This window comes from Clostridium sp. CM038, assembly GCF_055081105.1.
Genome location: NZ_CM143651.1, coordinates 1,729,044 through 1,744,759 on the forward strand (window position 1 = coordinate 1,729,044; position 15,716 = coordinate 1,744,759).

Genomic DNA, 15,716 nt, shown 5'->3' on the forward strand with positions numbered 1-15,716 from the left:
GAGGACAAGTTTATGTACAATACATATGATATAAATACTAGTAACAAAATATTTTATTACTTGATTCAAAGTGGAGAACTTTCAGAGGAAAAGGAAAAAGATCTTTTTAGAATGTATTCTGAAAGTGAGCAGGTAATGAATTTAGTGAAAATACAAGGAGAAAACTGCAGCTGCAAGGTGGAAAAGTACAGTGGAGTTATATATCTTATACCCAGCGAGGAAAACGATTTTTTAGGATACTCTAAAGGTGCACTTAAAAAAGAACTTTGTAAGTCTAATTGCAATGATAAGGACTACTATTTATCACAGTTTGTAATACTTACTATGCTGGTTGAGTTTTATGGTTCTCAAGGTAGATCAAGTAAATCTAGAGACTTTTTAAAGGGTGGAGAGCTTTTAAACATAATAAGTAATAGGTTAAAAGAGAGCGTGGAAAAAGAAAACTTAGAAGAGGAGCAAATAAAAACAGGTATTGCCTATACTAATATTTTAGAACGTTTTGAAGCACTTAAAAGTTCAGATAAGCAAACTACTTCTAGAACCACTAAGGAAGGATTTATATATACTATACTTAACTTTTTAGAAAATCAAGGACTTATAAATTATGTGCAGGCGGATGATATGATAATTACCACCTCAAAGCTAGATAATTTTATGGATTGGAACATATTAAATAAAAATAACTATCAGAGGGTAATTAAAGCTTTTGGGGGTGAAATTAATGAGTAAAATAAATGCTCTTAGGATTGTAAACTTTAGTTATAATAACAATTCTATGAAGATAGATGATGAGATATTTGAGCTAGGTGGCGAGAGTACCCTTTTGAGCCTTAGAAATGGTGGGGGAAAGTCTGTAATGGTTCAGCTAATGATGGCTCCTTTTGTGAATAAGAGGTATAGGGATTTAAAAGATAGAACATTTAAAAGTTATTTTACGTCTACATCACCAAGCTACATTTTAACAGAATGGGTGCTAGATGGAGGTGCTGGGCATGTGCTTGTTGGTATGATGGTTAAAAAAAGGCTCATTTCCTCAGATGATGATTCTGGGGAGGATTTAGATATAGTAACTTTTATACATGAGTATAGAGGGAATAGTAAATATGATATTTATAATTTTCCAGCAGTTGAAGTTGAAAAGAATATTAAGAAAATCAAAAGTTTTACTAACACTAAAGGGTTGCTTGAGAAGCTGAAAAAAGATAAGAACATAGACTTTAATTATTTTGATATGACCATGCCGTCGCAGACTAAGAATTACTTTGATAATTTAAGGCAGTATAAGATAAATAATAAAGAATGGGAAAGCATAATAAAAAAGATTAATATGAAAGAATCAGGGTTGTCAGAGCTTTTCCAAGAGGCTAAAAACGTATCAGGACTTGTGGAGAAGTGGTTTATTAAAGCAGTAGAAGACAAAATCAATAAAGATGAAGACAAAATAAAGAATTTTAGTGAAATAGTTAAAAAGTACATATATCAGTATAGATATAATCAGTCTAAAATAGAAAAAAAACAGGCTATAGAAGAGTTTAGAATCTGTGCAAGGGGAATATTGGCTGTGGCGGAAATTTTTATGGAGCATAAAATTTACAGTGGAAGTTTAAAAAATAAAATAGCTAATCTTATAAAATATTTAGAAGATAGTTTAAGCCTGGCGCAGCATAAAAAAGAGGAACTAGAGTTTAAAATATCAGAAATAGAAGCATATATTAGGGATATTAAATATGAAAAGATATCATCAGAGGTATACGCATTTTGTGATAAGGCTAAAGAGATAAATGCAGATAAAGAAATAGCTATAGAAGAAGCCTCAAATATTGGTGAAAAAATAAGTGAACTTGAAAAAACGCAGCGGATACTAGAGTGCTCAAAGATTTATCAGGAGTATGTTAAAGCCTCGAGAGATGTTCAAAAATATGAAAATCGAATAGATATTGCAAGGGAAAAGAATAAGGATCTGCGACCAGAAAGAGAGAATACAGGCTTTACTTTAAAGAAACATTATGAAGGCATGGAAAAGGAAACTTTAAAAGTTTTAAAGGAAAACGAGGAAAATATAAAGACTACAAAAACAAATATAGATGAAGCTAAAAAGGAAATAGATGAAATTAATAAGGAGCTTCAACAAAAAAGCACAGTAAAGGGTGGACTTCAAAGCAACATAAATTCATTTTCAAAAGAGGAAGAAAAATTTAATAATAGATATAAAAAAGCTTTTATAAGAAACTTAATGGGATATTGTAATGAAAATTTCATAAATAAGGAAACCTTATTATATAGTGAAAGTTCAACTAAAAAAGAAGAAATAATTGTTAAGAGTAAAAAATCATATGAAGAGAAATCTATTGAGATTAAGACTCGAGAAAGAGAAAAAGATGATGTTTCTAAAGAAATAAGCGATATAACTAATGAAATATCTAATATGAAAAACGAGAAAAATAAGCTGCTTAAAGAAATAGAAAACAGAAAAAATATTATAAGATATATAGATGTAGATGAGGGTAAGCTTTTTGATAAAGAGTATATAATAAACGAGTTTAATAGTAAAATTAGAATTTTAAAAGAAGAAGAAAATAAATTCATTATTAAACTAAATAAGTTGCAAGGAGAGGAGAAAAAACTTCAAACAGGAAGAACTCTAGAGATTCCAAGAGAAATGGAGGAAAAGCTTCGCCTGCGAGACATAAATATAATTTATGGTATGGATTGGCTTAAGAAAAATAATTACAGTGAAGTGGAAAACATAAAATTCATAGAGGATAATCCATTTCTGCCCTACTCCCTAATTATGGATCCAGAGGATTTAATAAAGCTTCAAAAGGAGGAGCTAGGAGTGTTTACCTCCTATCCTATTCCTATAGTGAAAAGGGAGAGCTTAACTAATAAATCTAGTGGGAAAGTTAATAGTTTATGCAACTTAGAGGATATCACATTTTATGTATCCTTTAACAATGGGCTTATAAATGAAGAAGAATTAAAGAAATTATTGTGTGAAAAACAAGGCGAAATAACTTCATTAAAGGAAGCTTTAGCTCTGAAAGCAAGTGATACTCAGTTTTATGAAAGAAATAGAAGTGAAGTTGAATTTTCTAAATTGGATAAAGAAACTTACGAAAACTTAGAAAAACACTTAGATTTAAAGGAAGAAGAATTAATATCAAAGGAAAACACATTTAGTATAATTCGCGATACCATAGCAGATATAACTAAAATTTTAGAAAAAACAAACAAGACAATAAGAATAGAAGAAAGTGAATTACAAAAACTAAAAAGGGAAATAGAAGATTTTAATTTGCTTTTAAAAAGTTATGAAAGATATACTTTTGATAAAAAAAAGCTAGATGACCTTTCTGAAAATATAACTCAGATTGCGAGTGGTAAAAATATTAAAGAAAAGAATAAAATAGGTTTAGAAACTTCATTATCAAATATCCAAGATGGACTTAGAGATTTAAATGGAAAACTCAAAAAAATTCAGGATAATTTCAATAAGTACAATCAATATACTAAGGGTGAAGTTTTGCAAAAGGATATAGAAGATTTAGAAGCTAGATATGACAGCTTAACTAAGGAAATCTCCACAGATATCCAGCTTTTAGAAGATAGCCTGCGAGATGCAAATGAAAGATTTAGAATAAAGGAAGAAGATTTAATAGCTAAAGGTAACGAATATTCTTTAAATGAAACTTACTATAGAGAAGTAACCTATGATAGATTTAAAGAAGAAGAAATAAAAGGTCAGTTAAAGAATCTTAAAGGTGCTATAGATAAAATCAATAATAACATAAATGAACTACAAATAGCTTTTGCAAAAGTTGATACCAATATAGAAAATCTGTATAAAAGAATAAGAGATGATTTTAATAAAGAAACTCCAAAAGCAAGAGAAGAAATATTGGATAGAGATTTTAATAAAAGAACCTTTGAGAAAAGTCACGAGTTAGAAGAAGTTAAAAAGGAAAAAAAATTATCAGTAAATACAATAGAAATAATTGAAAACAATTTATCTAATTTAGAAGAGTTTAAGGATTTTGTTATAAGTTCGGAGATTACAATAGGTGTTGAAATTAAAGGACTTAACAAATATAGTGGAGAACTTAGGCGTGATTATAGACATTCATTAGAGGAAGAATCAAAGAAAAGTCTTGCGCTCAGTAATGAAATAAATAGGGTATCAAGAAAACCATTATTTTTAAATGATGATTTCTTTAAAAAGTCCTTAGAAACTATTGAAAAAAGTATAGAAAAACCAGATATTGTAATAGAAAACTTAAAGATAACATTAGATGCTCACAAGGCGCTAATGGAAAAACTTCAAGCAGATATTGATTTAATAACTAGAGAAAAAGATAATGTAGCTCAAAGCATTTACGAATATGTACTAGAGGTACATGAAAATATTGGTAAAATAGATAACAACTCTTCAATAAAAATAAGGGATAAATATGTAAAGATGCTTAGTATAAAGCTACCAGAGTGGGAACCTAATATTGAGCTTTATAGATTAAGAGTTAATGATTTTTTAGAAGCTCTTACTATAAAAGCCCTTGAAAGGCTTCAAAGCAATGAAAATATAGAAGACTTAATATCTAAGAGCATTAATACTCGTGATCTTTACAATGAAGTTGTATCTATAAGCAATATAGAGGTTAAACTGTATAAAATAGAAGAGGATAGACAAATTCAATTGGGTTGGAACGAAATTGCACTAAACTCAGGGGGAGAAGGCTTCCTTTCAGCTTTTGTAATATTATCAAGTCTTTTATCTTACATGAGACGTGATGAAGCAGATATATTTGCAAGCAATGAAGACGGAAAAGTTATAATAATGGATAATCCTTTTGCACAAACTAATGCAGAGCACTTATTAAAACCTCTTATGGACATAGCTAAAAAGAGTAACACACAGCTTATTTGTTTGTCTGGACTCGGAGGAGAATCTGTATTAAATAGATTTGATAATATATATGTGCTGGATTTAGTACCCTCAAAGCTTAAGAGGGGGTTAAAGTATTTAAAATCAGAGCATATAAAAGGGGAAGAATATATAGAAACTATAGTTGCTTCAAGATTTAAATTAGAAGAAGTAGCGATTGACCAAATGGAACTTTTTTAAGGTTCATATATGAAATATAATAAGGCATATTCAACTAGTATAGTGACTTCTTATTTATTTGAATGTGCCAAAGTAATATATAGCGCAATAATGAAATTGTCTTAATACGATACTTAGGTTAAACAATATCCTTTGATGTTCAACACTAGGAGAAGACATATATGAAAAATAACAATTATTGGTGAATGGTAAAAATGATATTTAAATACCTTAGATAAATAGAAGATTAGGGGGAATTTAGAATGAGTGATATAGTTAAAGGATATTATGATGAAAATGCACAATGTGAATGGGAGAGATTAGACCATCCATATAGAAAAGTGGAGTTTCTAAGTACTCTTTATCTTATAGATAAGTACTTTCCTAAAAATGGGAAGCTTTGTGATATAGGATGTGGACCAGGGCGGTATTCTATTGAAATGCTTAAAAAAGGGTATGATGTAACTTTATTTGAACTATCAAGTGAAGAACTTAAAATTGCGGAGGAAAAGATTAAATTAAAAGGATTAAAGGCAGAGGAGTTTATTTGTGATACAGCATTAAATATTCATAGATTGGAAGATAAAAAGTTTAATGGAATGCTTATAATGGGACCAATGTATCATCTTTATAAAAAGGAGGATAGAGTAAAGGTTTTAAAGGAAGCTAAAAAGAAATTAACAGATGATGGAGTAGCACTGATTTCTTACATCAACTCAATAGGAGCTTTGAAAGCAGGACTTACTGAATTCTATGAGACCTTTGAGAAAATTGACAATGTATATAACTATTTAGGAGAACAAGTATTTGATGAAACCGAAAGCTTTACAGAGGTATATTTTACAACTCCAGATGCTGCGTTAAGAGAAATAGAGGAAGCTGGTTTTCAAATTGTAAGCTATGGTGGGGCAGAAAGCTTCTTAAGTGGGTTACATCTTCCACTTAAAAAGGTTTATGAAGAAAACAGAGCAGTATATGATAACTTTGTTAAGGTTGCTGTAGAGAAATGTGAACTTCCGCAATATAGAGATGCAACTGAGCATTTAAATATAATAGTTAGGATTTAAAGAACACAAAAATAAACTCTTGATTTTTCAAGAGTTTATTTTTGCGCCTCCATATATAGGCCACTTAGGACAGGCTAATGAAACTGTAACTAAAAAGAAAAAATTTCCAAAAAAATATTGACAGTTTTATAGAAATAGAATACTATATCATTAAATGATACATTCTACAATTATATTAAGGGAGTGAAAAGGTGGCTAGAGGAAAAGATTTAGATGAGGATATATTAACGGATTCAACCTACTGTATTTTACTTACACTAGTGAGGCCTATGCATGGATACGGAATAATGCAGGATATTGAAAGATTTTCAAAAGGCGAAATGTTAATAGGTCCGGCAAGTCTTTATACAATTATAAAAAAATTGCAAAATGCAGATTTAATCCAATTAGTAGAAGATGATGAAGAGAGACGTAAAACCTATACACTAACTTTTAAGGGGAAAGAAATATTAAAAAAAGATATTAAGAGAAGGATAACTATGATAAAGCATGGAGAGAAAGCTTTAAAATATTTAGAAGGGGATGATATTAATGGAAAAGAAGAATAGATATATAATGAATATGGGGCTAGCATTTGATGAAGATAGAGCTATGAAAAAATTGGGTCAAATGGCTAAAGAGGGGTGGATTCTTAAAGAAATGTCTTTGTCTAGGTATAAATTAGTAAAAGGTCAACCAAGAGAAATAGTTTATTCTATGGATTACAAAGAATTAAGTAAAAGTGATAATGAGTATTTCAAGTTATTTCAGAGTAGTGGATGGGAGCATATGTTTTCTTATGGTCCTTATCATTTTTTTTCAGCTCCACCCGAAACTGTTCCAATATACACTGAAAAAGAGAACCATATAAGCAAGTATGAAAGGGTAAAATACTTGTGTAAAAAAGCATCAATTATATCAACAGTAATACTGGTTTTTGTAATCCTAATTGAATTTTTGCTAGTAAGCAGAATAGAAGGAACAATGATGAAAAATCAAATGCTATTTACAGGTGTTATTCTAAGTATTATTTCAGTAGCTATTGCAGTGCCTTCACTTATGATGTGTATTGCATATTATTTAAAAGAAAAGAGGATTTTAAAGTAAAGGGGCCTATTGCAATTTTTTTATTAGTAACCTCAAATAAATCGAATGTATCATCAAGCTAATACATAATATGTATAACTGTATGAACTTTCTCCGAAAGTGACTTACAATAAGAAGAGCAGAAACATTGAAATTCCATTAGTGTTGCCACAAAATATTTTGCTAATTACATGTATTGGTTTAAATGGTTAAAGTTGTTTAATGTGGAGAAGCAATCTGTATATAGTTATGTTAAATATTTGAATAATTATATCGATATACTGTATAATTGAATAAAGACACAGTTATAAAATATTTTGGTGTAGGGGGATTAATTATGATTATTGTTGGGATAATAGATATACTTTTTTTTTCAATTATAGGTATTTGTCTTATATGCCGAAAAGGTAGTTGGATGATTTCAGGTTACAATGCTATGAGTAAAGAAGAAAAAGCAAATTGTGATATAAAGAAAATTTCTCGTGCTGTAGGGATTTTCTTATTAATTATTGGGGTTCTTATAGGTGCTATGTTCTTTGTTATCCAATATGGCATAACCAATGATGTTAAAAATATCATTGGTTATGCAGTAGGTGTGGTTGCTTTTGTAGTTACTGTGGGTAGCATTATTTTGATTATAATTTTACAGAAGTATGATAAAAATAAAAAATAAAAATACACCTTCAAAAGGTGTTATATTAAGCATAATCCATAGTAGTTATTTAATTATATATCGTGAAAATGTGAACTAAGGGAAGCAATTTCTGATTCCCTTGAAAATGTTCATATTATCAACATCCTTCTTAAACATAGCCTTTAAATAATAGAGAAAGGTACTTTAAACACTTATTTAAATGATAAAACACATGAAAGTAATAACGAGTCAGTATACGAGTCTATTTTGTGTCATACGGATTCTTTCTCATTGTCTGACACAAAATATCCCTCGCATCCTTGGAGGCCACTGAAAAACTATATGAAAAATCGTCATCTAATTAAAGATGGCGATTTTTTTATATAAAAGACTAAAAAACAAAAAGGAATTTTAAAAGATATGTCGAATTAGTATAGTAGAATAAAATAAAAGGGGCTAAACTATTATGCTAAAAGGACAATTGGAAATAAAAATAAATACATACCATAGCTTATATTCGTTAATTATTCCGAAAGATAACATTTTAAAGCAAATTAATGACCTTGTTGACTTTTCATTTGTTTATGACGAATTGATGATTAACTATAGTTCATCTATGGGTAGAGGTGCTATTAACCCCATAATGCTATTTAAATATTTACTTTTGAAAGTAATATATGAATTGTCTGATGAAGATGTTGTTGAAAGAACTCTTTATGACATGTCCTTTAAATATTTTCTAAATTTAGCCCCAGAAGAAACAAATTTAATAAACTCAAGTACACTAACTAAATTTAGAAAGCTTCGCCTTAAAGACATGAATTTATTGGATTTATTAATAAACAAGACTGTAGAACTTGCTATAAAAGAGGGAGTTTTAAAAAGTAAAGCAATAATAGTTGATGCTACGCATACCAAGTCACGTTATAACCAAAAGTCAGCAAGCGAGGAATTATTGAAACGTGCAAAAAACTTAAGAAAAACATTGTACGGAGTACATCCTGGTATTAAAGAAGAGTTACCTAATAAAGTTACAACTGGAGTACTTGAAGATATTCTTGAGTACTGCAAATTATTAATTGATACCATAAACGAGAAGCCAGAAACTGCAGCAAATCCAGCTGTGAAAACTAAATTAAACTACTTAATGGAAGCTATTAATGATGACTTAGAAAATCTAAAAATATCAAAAGATGAGGATGCAAAAGTGGGGCATAAAACTGAGGATAGTTCTTTTTTTGGATATAAATCACACCTTGCTATGAGTGAAGAACGTTTAATTACAGCAGCTGTTATTACAACTGGCGAAAAAAGTGATGGAAAGGAGCTCATAACCTTAATAGAAAAAAGCCGTGAGGCTGGTATAGATGTAAATGAAGTAATTGGAGATACAGCTTATTCTGAAAAGAAAAACCTAGAATATACAAAAGAAAATAAAATTGCATTAATTTCAAGACTAAATCCTGTAATTTCACAAGGAATGCGAAAAAAAGAAGATGAATTTGAGTTTAATAAAGATGCTGGTTTATTTGTATGTCCGGCAGGTCATATGGCTATTAAAAAAGCAAAACAGGGAAAGAAGAATGTTGGTAAAAATCAAGTGCTAACCTACTATTTTAATGTAGAAAAGTGTAAAAATTGTGTTCATAAAGATGGGTGTTATAAAGAAGGCGCTAAATCTAAAACTTATTCAGTTTCAATAAAGTCAAATACTCACAAAGATCAAATAGAGTTCGAAAAAAGTGAATATTTTAAAAAACGAGCTAGGGAACGTTATATGATAGAGGCTAAAAACAGTGAACTTAAGCACCAACATAGCTATGATGTAGCAATATCGTCAGGCTTAATTAGCATGCAAATGCAAGGTGCATTATCAATCTTCACTGTGAATATAAAGAGAATAATTAAGTTGAAAAGCATGAAATAGGGCTTTTAAAACTTAATTATAAAATAAAAAGCATGAGATATCCAAAATATGGACATCTCATGCTTTTTCTATTCAAGCTTGAAAACTCTACTAAATAAAGAGTGCTTTTTTCAGCGGCCTCCATCCTTGACCTGTTATTTTTTATTTTTTAATATTACTCGTGTTACTAATAGATAAATAAGCAGATTACCTGGTGTATTAATCAGTGCAAAAATCCCCCAAAGCCAATAGTATTTTTCTTTACGCCTTCTTGCATCACAAAATACCCAAGCTCCTTGAATTAATAATATAGGAATAGCTATTGCAAGCACTATAGTTAGTTTATTATTTAAAATCACCATTAACCTTCACTTCCCCTTCTTTTGATTGCTAAAACAGGTATTATTATCCAAGGAATAATGGTAATAATAAGAATCTGTGAAATAATTAGTAGTTTAGTACCTAAGAAAATGGTGGCTATAGCATACACAGAAAGAATTATAAAGGATGTTAATATAAAGAGAATGAATTCTTTTTTAGCCTTACTATTGCCTCGTATACACTCTCCTTGCTCTATTATGCTTAAGGTATCTATATCAAAATCAAATATATCTTCATTTAAAACATCCATTTTTTTAGCTGTGGAATTAAGGACGTTTTTAAATTCTTTATATTCATCACTATACTCTATACTTTTATCAACCTGTTCATGAGATTCATTGTAAAATTCATCAATTAAAGAGTTTTTAATCTTATCAGAATCCTTCATTTATATAATCTCCTTCCTTTCAATTTCGCTTATTATATATTTCACTGCGTTATGAAGCCTTGACCTAACTGTTCCAAGGGGACATCCTAAAATTTCTGATATTTCCTCATATTTGTAACCATAATAATGTTTTAAAATAAATACAGCCCTTTTCTCATAGGGTAAATTTAAAATTATTTTCATTATCTCTTTATATTCATAATTTGATATTACAATGTCCTCCACTTGTTTGCTTTTATCAGCCCAACTTTCCTCTACTAGTTTAAATGATCTATTTTTTCTTAAATAATCTCTGTAAACATTAGTGGCTATTTTTATGAGCCAGGTAGAAAACTTTGCTCTAGGCTCAAACTTATTTATATTAATCACAGCTTTAAGCAATGCATCCTGAATAATATCCTGTGCTAAGTGTGGGTCTCCTACCATTTTAACAGTGTATCCTTTTAAAATATTGTAATTATCTTTAAAAAGAGAATTTAGCGCGCTTTTATTTCCATCCTTAGCTTTATTAATAAGCTCTAGTTCATCCAATAATAATCACTCCTAGCAATCCTTTAACGGAGAACTTCACTAAAAAGTTCACTATATTTATTATAATACTATTAGTGTTAAAAACATAGTAATGCAAAAACATGAAATAAATGGTATCATATTATAAATACAATTAAATGAAAAAGTAATTATGGGGGTATTGATGACAGCCAGTATGTTAAAAGTTATTGCAATTTTATTTATGTTAATTGACCATATAGGAGCAGCACTTTTTCCAGAGGTTATCATTCTAAGAATGATAGGAAGGTTATCATTTCCTATATTCGCTTATTTAATTGCTGTAGGATATGCTAAAACAAAATCATTTTCTAAATATTTACGAAGATTATTAATATTTGCAGTTGTATCACAAATACCATTTTCATTAGCTTTTGGGGAACCTTTTAGTATAAATAGTTTCTCTGATTTTGTAAGATTTTTTATAGGAAGTCCATATCCGCATTTAAATATTTTTTTTACATTAGCATATGGATTATTAGTAATACATAAATGGGATAAAAATGAGTCTAAATTTGGTAAAATAGTATATGCAGTAGCGATGGGATTAACAACTGAAATTCTTCATGCCGATTACGGAATCTATGGAGTTGCTATGATTCTTGCGTTTTATGTTTTTAGAGATAGCAAAATTAAAACAATTATATCTCAGATTGTTGTATATGTATTATTTAATGCATCACAAATATTAGTCTATATGCATGAATTCTCAGTTACGACAATAGAGCTAGTTTGGTTTAATCAAGCATTATCCCTATTAGCGTTAATTTTTATATTTATGTATAACGATAAGAAGGGTAAAGACTTAAAATACTTTTTTTATGCTTTTTATCCAGTTCATTTATTAGTAATAGGATTAATAAAAGTCTTTGCGTAAAACATTATTGTAATATCAATAGTGAATACACAGAGAAATTATTAGAAAGACAACATTAAGAAAAGGAGGTTTAAGCAGTATGAAATGGGAAATAAAAAAATTCAATGAACTAAGTGGTGAAGAAGTATATGAAATTTTAAAACTTAGAAGTGAAGTCTTTGTTATAGAGCAACAATGCATTTACGAGGAGTGTGATGGTAAGGATAATAAATCCTATCATTTATTTGCAAAAGAAAATGGGCAAATCATTGTTTACTTAAGGATTTTAAAAAAAGGTATTTCTTATAATGAAATATCTATAGGTCGGGTATTAACTGATAAAAAATATCGTGGTAAAGGTTTAGCAAAGCAAATGATGATAAGAGCAATAGAATTTATCGAGAATAATTTAAATGAGAAGGTAATTAGGATTGGCGCACAGGAGTATTTGGTAAATTTCTATGAGGGTTTAGGGTTTGTGAGGGTTTCTGAGGTATATTTGGAAGATAACATTCCACATATAGAAATGTTATATAAAAATCTTTAATTATATATTAGCATCAGATTCATCTTAACGGTTTTTTTACAAAAAACAAATTAAACCCTGTCTAATATAGATAGGGTTTAATTTAAGATATAGAAAATATATAATTTTTTAATGTTTAGCAGGTAATTCATCTAAGCTTTTTAGTTCATAGCCTTTGCTTTCCCATTCGGTAATTACATCATCTAATATTTCAGCATTGGTTTTTGACACTGCATGTAGTAACATAATTCCACCGTTATGGGTTCTTTGCATAATACGTTTTTTTGCGGCTTCATGTGATGGCTGTTTATCTTTAATCCAATCCATATAAGCAAAACTCCAAAATATAGTTTTATATCCGTAATTTTGAGTGTATTGTAAGGATAACTCACTATATTTTCCCATTGGAGGTCTAAAATACTTAGACATCTTTTTATGAGTAATATTTTCAAATGCTTCTTCTACATCAGATAATTCTTTATTGAATTTATCTTCATCCTTTATAGAGGCCATTGAAGGATGGTGATTACTGTGGTTGCATACTAGGTGGCCTTCATTTACCATTCTTTTAATTAATTCTGGGTTAGAAGTAATATAAGGTTTTACAACGAAAAATGCTGCTTTTACATTATGCTTTTTTAAAACATCTAAAATTGGAGCGGTATATCCAGCTTCATAACCCTCATCAAAAGTTAGATATAATATCTTTTTTGATGTATCGCCTAAATGATAACATCCATACTTTGATATAAATTCTTTGGTTTCTTTAGGTCCTTCAGGTGGATTATTGTCATTACGCGGTTGGAAATACCAATTATATTCTTTAGTGCTTAATCCAGTAGAGGGCTTAGTATTACTAAAGACACTTTTGAAAAAATTTACTATGGTAGGTGTTTTTGAATCTTGATTATTATAATATCCATTGTTTGAGCCTTTAATTGAAATATTGCTTAAATCTTTGCTATAAGCAACACTTGAAAAAGAGTTAACAAAAAGCATTGAAGAAACAATAGTACTTAACATCTTTCCTTTCAGAATAATCACCTCTAGTTTATTTTATTTAGATATAAATTAATAAATTAATATATAACTTAGTATGCTCAGTAAATGCGTGTAGATATTCCTCAATCTAATGTTACATAACTAGTAATTTTTATTAATATTCCCATAAATATATTTGCACGACATTTTAAATTTACAATTTCATAAAAATTTTACAATGAATTTGTGCGGAAAGCCCACTCCTTGAGGTGTGGGATGGATAGCATAAGAAATTTAATTTTAAACGTGTACATTATTAATGACAACATACACGTTTTGAGGTATACTTTAATTATGGAAAATAAATATAGAACAACTAAAACAACCGTGTCATTAATTAATTATCATTTTATATTTTGCCCAAGATATAGAAGGAAAATATTCTTAATACCTAATGTGGAAGAAAGATTTAAGCATATGGTCAAATGTGTATGTGAGGAGATAGATATTGAAATTATCGCAATAGAATGTGATAAAGACCATACTCATATGTTTTTGAATTGTATTCCAACATTAAGTCCTTCTGATATTATGCAAAAAATAAAGGGTGTAACAAGTAGGATTTTGAGAGACGAGTTTAACGAATTGAAGAAAATGCCTAGTTTATGGACTAGAAGTTATTTTATATCAACTGCGGGAAATGTAAGTAGTGAAACGGTAAAAAAATATGTGGAAAATCAAAAAACAAGATATAATTAGGAGGTGAAAATTGTGTCAAATTATATTTTAACATTAAAACTAGATACAGAAAAATATCAAGAAGATATTTTAGATAAGAGATTAGAAATAAGTAGGAATATATATAATAGTTGTTTAGGAGAATTACATAAAAGATATAATTATATGAGACAGTCTAAGGAATATAAGAAAGTTGTTAAAATGGCTAAAGGAAAAGAACGTAATAAACAATTTAATGAATTAAATAAAAAATATAGTTTGACAGAGTATTCGCTTCATAAGTTTGTAAAACCTATTCAAAAACATTTTAAAAATAATGTAGATAGCTTCACCACTCAAAAAACAGCTTCAAGGTGTTTTAGTGCATTTCAAGGATTAATGTTCCATACTGCAAATAAGGTTTGTTTTAAGAAATATGGAGAAATGAACAGTGTCGAAGGGAAGTCCAATGGAACGGGGATTAGATTTAAAGATAATCAATTGATATGGAATGGGCTTAAAATCAACCCTATTGTTAAAAACAATGATGAATATGCAGAAATTTCGCTATTAAACGAAGTTAAATATTGTAGAAAATTTATTCGCGGAAAATACAAATATTATACTCAATTGGTTTTAGATGGTATTCCTCCTGTTAAATACAATAAAGAAACTGGGGAAGTTAAAAATAGTATAGGGAGGGGCAATGTTGGAATAGATATTGGGACCCAAACTATAGGAATTGCTTCAAAATATGATGTTGAATTATTAGAATTAGCACCCGAAATTAATAATATTGAAACAATTAAAAGAAGATTATTAAGAAAATTAGATAGACAAAGAAGAATTAACAATGCTAATAATTTTAATGAAAATGGTACAATAAAACATGGTATAAAATTAATATGGGTTAAATCCAACAAGTATATTAAAACGCAAAATGAATTAAGAGATATTCAAAGGAAACAAGCTGATATAAGAAAGCAAAGTCATAATATTTTAGCTAATAAAATAGTGGGCTTAGGTGATAGGATATTAGTGGAAACAATGAACTATAAAGGATTGCAAAAACGTTCTCAAAATACTACCGTTAACGAGAAAACAGGAAAATTTAATAAGAAAAAAAGATTTGGAAAGTCTTTAGCAAATAAAGCCCCAAGTATGCTTTTAACTATATTAGACAATAAATTAAAGTGGAATAATACTGAATTATATAAAGTTAATACTTATAAAATAAAAGCATCACAGTACAACCATTTTGATGAGAAGTATAGTAAAAAAGAATTAAGTGAACGTTGGAACATATTTAATATAGATAATGAAGAAATTAAAATTCAGAGAGATTTATATTCTAGTTTTTTAATAATGAATGTAAAAGAAAATTTAGAAGAAATAGATAGAGAAAAGTGTTTCAGCGAATACGGTAATTTTAAAATGCTTCATGATAAAGAAATAAATAGATTATTAAGTAGTAATGATAAGAAAATATCAAGTATGGGAATATAAAAAAATAATAAGGTTTTGATATGAGCCTTTAAACTATCGTCA

General features: G+C 28.9%; 15 protein-coding genes. 11 read left to right on the forward strand and 4 right to left on the reverse strand.

Annotated elements, in window-relative coordinates:
- Window positions 1-12: 12 nt before the first annotated feature.
- The 7 genes from ACWJKS_RS07810 (at window position 13) to ACWJKS_RS07840 (ending at window position 9,791) form a co-directional block, all read left to right on the forward strand.
- A complete protein-coding gene (locus ACWJKS_RS07810; RefSeq protein ID WP_462960881.1) occupies window positions 13-729 on the forward strand; it encodes a DUF6063 family protein in 717 nt (238 codons plus the stop codon).
- Complete coding sequence (locus ACWJKS_RS07815) at window positions 722-5,119, forward strand: hypothetical protein (RefSeq protein WP_462960882.1); 4,398 nt, start codon at window positions 722-724, stop codon at window positions 5,117-5,119. Before ACWJKS_RS07810 ends, ACWJKS_RS07815 begins: the two co-directional genes overlap by 8 nt.
- Before the next feature lie 242 nt (window positions 5,120-5,361).
- Window positions 5,362-6,165 carry a class I SAM-dependent methyltransferase gene (locus ACWJKS_RS07820; RefSeq protein WP_462960883.1) on the forward strand — a complete coding sequence of 268 codons (804 nt, stop codon included), beginning with the start codon at window positions 5,362-5,364 and terminating at the stop codon, window positions 6,163-6,165.
- A 191-nt stretch (window positions 6,166-6,356) separates the two neighbouring features.
- On the forward strand, window positions 6,357-6,713 hold the full coding sequence (locus ACWJKS_RS07825; protein WP_462960884.1) for a PadR family transcriptional regulator: 357 nt from the start codon (window positions 6,357-6,359) through the stop codon (window positions 6,711-6,713).
- On the forward strand, window positions 6,697-7,251 hold the full coding sequence (locus ACWJKS_RS07830; protein WP_462960885.1) for a DUF2812 domain-containing protein: 555 nt from the start codon (window positions 6,697-6,699) through the stop codon (window positions 7,249-7,251). Before ACWJKS_RS07825 ends, ACWJKS_RS07830 begins: the two co-directional genes overlap by 17 nt.
- 316 nt (window positions 7,252-7,567) lie before the next feature.
- On the forward strand, window positions 7,568-7,903 hold the full coding sequence (locus ACWJKS_RS07835; protein WP_462960886.1) for a DUF3784 domain-containing protein: 336 nt from the start codon (window positions 7,568-7,570) through the stop codon (window positions 7,901-7,903).
- Between the two features lie 427 nt (window positions 7,904-8,330).
- Window positions 8,331-9,791 (forward strand): IS1182 family transposase, encoded by a 1,461-nt coding sequence (locus ACWJKS_RS07840; protein ID WP_462960113.1) that lies wholly within the window; start codon window positions 8,331-8,333, stop codon window positions 9,789-9,791.
- Window positions 9,792-9,925: 134 nt separating this feature from the next.
- Here ACWJKS_RS07840 and ACWJKS_RS07845 read toward each other — a convergent pair whose 3' ends face one another.
- The 3 genes from ACWJKS_RS07845 to sigY are packed head-to-tail and all read right to left on the reverse strand — an operon-like array spanning window position 9,926 to window position 11,070.
- The gene (locus ACWJKS_RS07845) at window positions 9,926-10,132 is read right to left on the reverse strand and encodes a hypothetical protein (protein ID WP_216303587.1); all 207 of its coding nucleotides are present in this window, start codon (window positions 10,130-10,132) and stop codon (window positions 9,926-9,928) included.
- Window positions 10,132-10,539 (reverse strand): hypothetical protein, encoded by a 408-nt coding sequence (locus ACWJKS_RS07850; protein WP_462960887.1) that lies wholly within the window; start codon window positions 10,537-10,539, stop codon window positions 10,132-10,134. Before ACWJKS_RS07850 ends, ACWJKS_RS07845 begins: the two co-directional genes overlap by 1 nt.
- Window positions 10,540-11,070 carry an RNA polymerase sigma factor SigY gene (sigY, locus tag ACWJKS_RS07855; protein WP_462960888.1) on the reverse strand — a complete coding sequence of 177 codons (531 nt, stop codon included), beginning with the start codon at window positions 11,068-11,070 and terminating at the stop codon, window positions 10,540-10,542.
- 163 nt (window positions 11,071-11,233) lie between these two features.
- On the opposite strand from sigY, the gene ACWJKS_RS07860 reads away from it, so the two are divergent.
- Together ACWJKS_RS07860 and ACWJKS_RS07865 are read left to right on the forward strand one after the other, a co-directional pair.
- Window positions 11,234-11,965: a TraX family protein gene (locus ACWJKS_RS07860; protein WP_462960889.1), complete on the forward strand. Its 732-nt coding sequence runs from the start codon at window positions 11,234-11,236 to the stop codon at window positions 11,963-11,965.
- A 79-nt stretch (window positions 11,966-12,044) separates the two neighbouring features.
- Entirely contained in the window at window positions 12,045-12,491 is a 447-nt protein-coding gene (locus ACWJKS_RS07865) for a GNAT family N-acetyltransferase (protein ID WP_462960890.1), read from the forward strand.
- A 108-nt stretch (window positions 12,492-12,599) separates the two neighbouring features.
- On the opposite strand, the gene pdaA is transcribed toward ACWJKS_RS07865, so the two are convergent.
- Window positions 12,600-13,493 carry a delta-lactam-biosynthetic de-N-acetylase gene (gene pdaA / locus ACWJKS_RS07870; RefSeq protein WP_462960891.1) on the reverse strand — a complete coding sequence of 298 codons (894 nt, stop codon included), beginning with the start codon at window positions 13,491-13,493 and terminating at the stop codon, window positions 12,600-12,602.
- A gap of 312 nt (window positions 13,494-13,805) precedes the next feature.
- Between pdaA and tnpA the strand changes: the two genes are divergently transcribed.
- Both tnpA and ACWJKS_RS07880 read left to right on the forward strand, forming a co-directional pair.
- On the forward strand, window positions 13,806-14,210 hold the full coding sequence (tnpA, locus tag ACWJKS_RS07875; protein WP_462960892.1) for an IS200/IS605 family transposase: 405 nt from the start codon (window positions 13,806-13,808) through the stop codon (window positions 14,208-14,210).
- 12 nt (window positions 14,211-14,222) lie between these two features.
- Window positions 14,223-15,674 (forward strand): nuclease/transposase family protein, encoded by a 1,452-nt coding sequence (locus ACWJKS_RS07880; protein WP_462960893.1) that lies wholly within the window; start codon window positions 14,223-14,225, stop codon window positions 15,672-15,674.
- Window positions 15,675-15,716 lie beyond the last annotated feature (42 nt).

Bases quoted from the DNA above. Each gene is read 5' to 3' on its own strand.
- ACWJKS_RS07810 (WP_462960881.1), top strand. From the start codon at position 13: ATGTACAATACATATGATATAAATACTAGTAACAAAATATTTTATTAC.
- ACWJKS_RS07815 (WP_462960882.1), top strand. From the start codon at position 722: ATGAGTAAAATAAATGCTCTTAGGATTGTAAACTTTAGTTATAATAAC.
- ACWJKS_RS07820 (WP_462960883.1), top strand. From the start codon at position 5,362: ATGAGTGATATAGTTAAAGGATATTATGATGAAAATGCACAATGTGAA.
- ACWJKS_RS07830 (WP_462960885.1), top strand. From the start codon at position 6,697: ATGGAAAAGAAGAATAGATATATAATGAATATGGGGCTAGCATTTGAT.
- ACWJKS_RS07835 (WP_462960886.1), top strand. From the start codon at position 7,568: ATGATTATTGTTGGGATAATAGATATACTTTTTTTTTCAATTATAGGT.
- ACWJKS_RS07840 (WP_462960113.1), top strand. From the start codon at position 8,331: ATGCTAAAAGGACAATTGGAAATAAAAATAAATACATACCATAGCTTA.
- ACWJKS_RS07845 (WP_216303587.1), bottom strand. From the start codon at position 10,132: ATGGTGATTTTAAATAATAAACTAACTATAGTGCTTGCAATAGCTATT.
- ACWJKS_RS07850 (WP_462960887.1), bottom strand. From the start codon at position 10,539: ATGAAGGATTCTGATAAGATTAAAAACTCTTTAATTGATGAATTTTAC.
- ACWJKS_RS07860 (WP_462960889.1), top strand. From the start codon at position 11,234: ATGACAGCCAGTATGTTAAAAGTTATTGCAATTTTATTTATGTTAATT.
- ACWJKS_RS07865 (WP_462960890.1), top strand. From the start codon at position 12,045: ATGAAATGGGAAATAAAAAAATTCAATGAACTAAGTGGTGAAGAAGTA.
- pdaA (WP_462960891.1), bottom strand. From the start codon at position 13,493: ATGTTAAGTACTATTGTTTCTTCAATGCTTTTTGTTAACTCTTTTTCA.
- tnpA (WP_462960892.1), top strand. From the start codon at position 13,806: ATGGAAAATAAATATAGAACAACTAAAACAACCGTGTCATTAATTAAT.